Genomic DNA, 4,112 nt, shown 5'->3' on the forward strand with positions numbered 1-4,112 from the left:
TGGTTGATGCGACTGGGCATCGGGCTGTTCGCCATCGGCATGCTGGCCGTCGTCGTGGTGTTCATCCTGTTCGCCGTCGGCTTCCAGGACCTGCCACTCGATGTCGCGCTCGATGCCCTCGGCGTCCTTGCGGAGGAAGGCGCCGAGCTTGAGGTTCTCCGCGATGGTGAGGTTCGGGAAGATCCTGCGGCCCTCGGGGGAGTGGGCGAGGCCCTTGGCGACCACCTTGTGGGCGCCGACCCCGGTGATCTCCTCGCCGTCGAAGACGACGGAGCCGGAGACCGGCTTGAGGAGTCCGGAGAGGGTGCGCAGGGTGGTGGTCTTGCCGGCGCCGTTGGTGCCGATCAGGGTGACGATCTCCCCGGCGTGGACGGAGAAGGAGATGCCCTTGACGGCCTCGATCTTGCCGTAGGCGACCTTGAGGTCCTTGACCTCCAGCAGGGCGGTCATTCGGTGTCCCCTTCTTCTTCCGTGCGGGGCTTGCTGGTGGTGCTGGTGGCGCCGTCGGCCGGGGCGGTGCCGCCGGCCTTGGCCTCGGCCGCGCGGACCTCGGCCGCCTCCTCGTCGCCGGGGGCGCCTTCGAAGGGGGTGCCGAGGTAGGCGGCGACGACACGTTCGTCGGCCTGGACGACGTCGGGGGTGCCCTCGACGAGCTTCTCGCCGCGGACGAGGACGGCGACGCGGTCGCAGAGGTTGAAGATGAACCGCATGTCGTGCTCGATGACGAGGACGGCGATGCCCTGGTCGCGGATGGCGAAGACCAGTTCCTGGGCGGCCTGGGTCTCCTGGGGGTTCATGCCCGCGGTGGGCTCGTCCAGGAGGAGCAGGCCCGGCTGGCTGGCCAGGGCGCGGGCGATCTCCAGCTTGCGCTGCTCGCCGTAGGGCAGGTTGCGGGCGAGGTGGTCGCGCTTGTGGGCGAGGCCGGTGAACTCCAGGAGTTCCATGGCCGCCTCGTGGGACTCGCGTTCGGCCTTCTTGAAGCCGGGGCCGCGCAGGAGAGCCGACCAGAGCCCTTCCTTGGTGCGGGTGTGGCGGCCGACGAGGACGTTCTCCAGGACGGTCATGTTGGCGAAGAGCCGGATGTTCTGGAAGGTCCGCGCGATGCCCGCCTGGGTGACCAGGTGGGAGCGGGGCGGGAGCACCTTGTCCTTGTAGGAGACGGTGCCCTCGGTGGGGACGTAGAGCCCGGTCAGGCAGTTGAAGAAGGTGGTCTTGCCGGCGCCGTTGGGGCCGATGATGCCGACGATCTCGCCCGCGTTGACCTGGAGGGAGACGTTGTTGACGGCGGTGAGGCCGCCGAACCGCATGATGACGCCGCTGGCGTCGAGGACCGGGGTGGTGGCCGGTGCCGGGCTGGTGCTGGTGCTGGTGGTCATGGTGGTTACACCCCCGCCTTGCTGAGGCCGGTATCGGCCTTGGGTGTGTCTGGTTGGCCGGTCTCCTTGAACTCCAGCTGCTTGCGCCGGTCGGCGACGAGTCCCTCGGGGCGGAAGCGCATCAGGAGGACGAGCGCGATGCCGAAGAGGAGCAGCTGGTAGTCGGCCATGAACTGGAGCTTGGCCGGGATCAGGTAGAGCAGGGCGGCGCCGATGAGCGGTCCGCTGACCGTTCCCATGCCGCCGAGGATGACGGCGGCGAGGAGGAAGGCGGAGTTGGGCGGCATCGACTCGACGAACTTGTACTGGGCGGGGGTCACGGTGTACGTGACGTGGGCCTGTACGGTGCCGGCGAGGCCGGCCAGGGTGGCGCCGAGGGCGAAGGCCAGGAGCTTCAGCCGGAAGGCGTTGATGCCCATGGCGCGGGCGGCGGTCTCGTCCTCGCGGATGGCGACCCAGGCGCGGCCGATGCGGGACTGGTCGCTGCGGCGGAAGACGAGGACGACGACGATGGTGACGAGCAGCATCAGCAGGTAGTAGTTGGAGAACCTGCCGAGTTCCACGCCGAGGACGGTGTGGCTCTCACCGAAGTTGAAGCCGAACATCTCCAGGTCGGGGATGTTGGGGATGCCGTTGGGCCCGTTGGTGATGTCGGGTCCGCTGGTGCCGTCCAGGTTCTGCATGCCGATGCGGAAGATCTCGCCGAAGCCGAGGGTGACGATGGCGAGGTAGTCGCCGTGCAGCCGCAGCGTCGGGGCGCCGATGATGACGCCGAAGATCAGGGAGGCGAGGGCGCCGAGGAGGACGGCGGCCCAGAACGGCACGTGGACGTCGAAGGGGGAGTTGGGGGAGCCGGAGACCAGGGCCGCGGTGTAGGCGCCGACGCCGAGGAAGGCGACGTAACCGAGGTCGAGGAGGCCGGCGAGGCCGACGACGATGTTGAGGCCGAGGGCCACGGTGGCGAAGATGAGGATGTTGGTGCCGACGCTGGTGTAGGCGTCGCTGGTCTGGGTGAACGGGAAGGCGAAGGCCGACACGAAGGCGGCGGTGACCGTCACGTTCTTGTGCTTGACGGTGAGGCCGGTGAGGCGGCGGCTGAGGCCGGACTTGGCGAGGGCGGCGACGCCGAAGCCGATGAGGAGGAGGAAGCCGAGGAAGTCCTCGGCGCCTTCCGTGCCGATGCCGTAGGTGAAGGCCAGCAGGCCGATGCCGAAGGCGACGGTGATGAGGAGGATCTCGGCCCAGCCGGGGAGTTCCCTGGCGGCTCCTGGGGCCGGGGCCTTGAAGAAGGCGGCGAACGTGGCCCAGCCGCTGGTTCCGGTGGGTTCGGCCTCGCGGGGGAGGGCGAAGGAGACGGCCACGGTGAGCGCGGTGGCGACGGCGGCGAGCCAGGCGCCGGGTTCGAGGTTGACCAGGCCGCCGAGTTCGACGGCGATGGCGATGACGGTGAACCAGGTGGTGGCGAAGGTGGCGAGCGCCATGAGGCGGACGGAGGCGTACTTGCCGCCGGGGGTGGCCCAGCGCAGGCCGGGGATGCCGAGTCCGCCGAGGAGGAGGACGGCGGTGAGCAGGGCGCCGGTGAGGGTGAGGAGCTGGAGGCCGCCGGGGTAGCCGTCGACGGTGAGGTTGCCGGGGAATTCGGCGGTCCAGGTCCAGGCCAGGAAGGTGCTGGCGAGGGAGAGGACGGCGCCGCCGAGGGTGGCGTAGCTCAGGGCCTTGGGGGTGGCGGGAGCCTGGGTTTCGGTGGTGGTCTGGGTGGTCATCTGTATCACGCCCGATCCGCGCCGCGGCTGCCGAGGATGCCCTGGGGCCTCAGGAGGAGGACCAGGATCAGCAGGACGAAGGCCCAGACGTCCTTCCAGGCCCCACCGCCGAACATGCTCATGCCGGGCACGTTCTCCATGTAGGCGGTGGCGAGGGTTTCGGCGACGCCGAGGACGAGGCCGCCGATCATGGCGCCGTAGATGTTGCCGATGCCGCCGAGGACGGCTGCGGTGAACGCCTTGAGGCCGGCGATGAAGCCCATGCGGAACTGGACTTCGCCGTACTTGAGGCCGTGGGCGACCGCGGCGATGGCGGCGAAGGCGGCGCCGATGCCGAACGCGGTGACGATGATGCGGTCGGTGTTGATGCCCATGAGCTTGGCGGTGTCGGGGTCTTGCGAGGTGGCCTGCATGGCGCGGCCGGTGCGGGTCTTGGAGACGAAGACGCCGAGGGCGATCATGCAGACGGGGGCGGCGATGAGGAGGAAGAGGTCGCCGCGGCTGATGGAGAAGGCACCGAGGTCGATGCGTCCGCCCTCGAAGTGCGGGAAGCTGAGGGCGCCGTCCCGGGCCTTGGGGTAGAAGGACCAGACGAGTTGCTGGAGGACGAGCGAGAGGCCGATCGCGGTGATGAGCGGGGCGAGGCGGGGGCCGCCGCGCAGAGGCCGGTAGGCGAACCGTTCGGCGCCGATGGCGACGGTGACGGAGAAGACCATGCCGAGCAGGATCATGACGGGGAGGGCGACGAGGACGCCGGTGCCGTCGGGGAGCCAGAGCCAGGCGGTGAGGGCTCCGAAGCCTCCGATCATGAATATCTCGCCGTGGGCGAAGTTGATGAGCTGAACGATGCCATAGACCATCGTGTAACCGATTGCGATGAGTCCGTACAGCGCGCCGAGTAGCAGGCCGTTGGCAAGTTGCTGCGGCAGATCGTGCACCGCGGGGCCTCCGAGTGAGAGTGGTCAGATACGGC

4 protein-coding genes are annotated in these 4,112 nt (G+C 69.2%); all 4 read right to left on the reverse strand.

Features of this window, described 5'->3' with window-relative positions:
* Positions 1-450: ATP-binding cassette domain-containing protein (locus ABZ863_RS35340; RefSeq protein WP_358544099.1), on the reverse strand; the 450-nt coding region annotated here is incomplete at its 3' end.
* A complete protein-coding gene (locus ABZ863_RS35345; RefSeq protein WP_358544101.1) occupies positions 447-1,376 on the reverse strand; it encodes an ABC transporter ATP-binding protein in 930 nt (309 codons plus the stop codon). The genes ABZ863_RS35345 and ABZ863_RS35340, both read right to left, overlap by 4 nt.
* A 5-nt stretch (positions 1,377-1,381) precedes the next feature.
* Entirely contained in the window at positions 1,382-3,139 is a 1,758-nt protein-coding gene (locus ABZ863_RS35350; protein ID WP_023419943.1) for a branched-chain amino acid transport permease, read from the reverse strand.
* A 5-nt stretch (positions 3,140-3,144) separates the two neighbouring features.
* On the reverse strand, positions 3,145-4,077 hold the full coding sequence (locus ABZ863_RS35355; RefSeq protein ID WP_003947506.1) for a branched-chain amino acid ABC transporter permease: 933 nt from the start codon (positions 4,075-4,077) through the stop codon (positions 3,145-3,147).
* Between the last annotated feature and the right edge of the window lie 35 nt (positions 4,078-4,112).

Source organism: Saccharomonospora sp. NPDC046836 (genome assembly GCF_040645195.1).
Classification (GTDB): domain Bacteria; phylum Actinomycetota; class Actinomycetes; order Mycobacteriales; family Pseudonocardiaceae; genus Prauserella_A.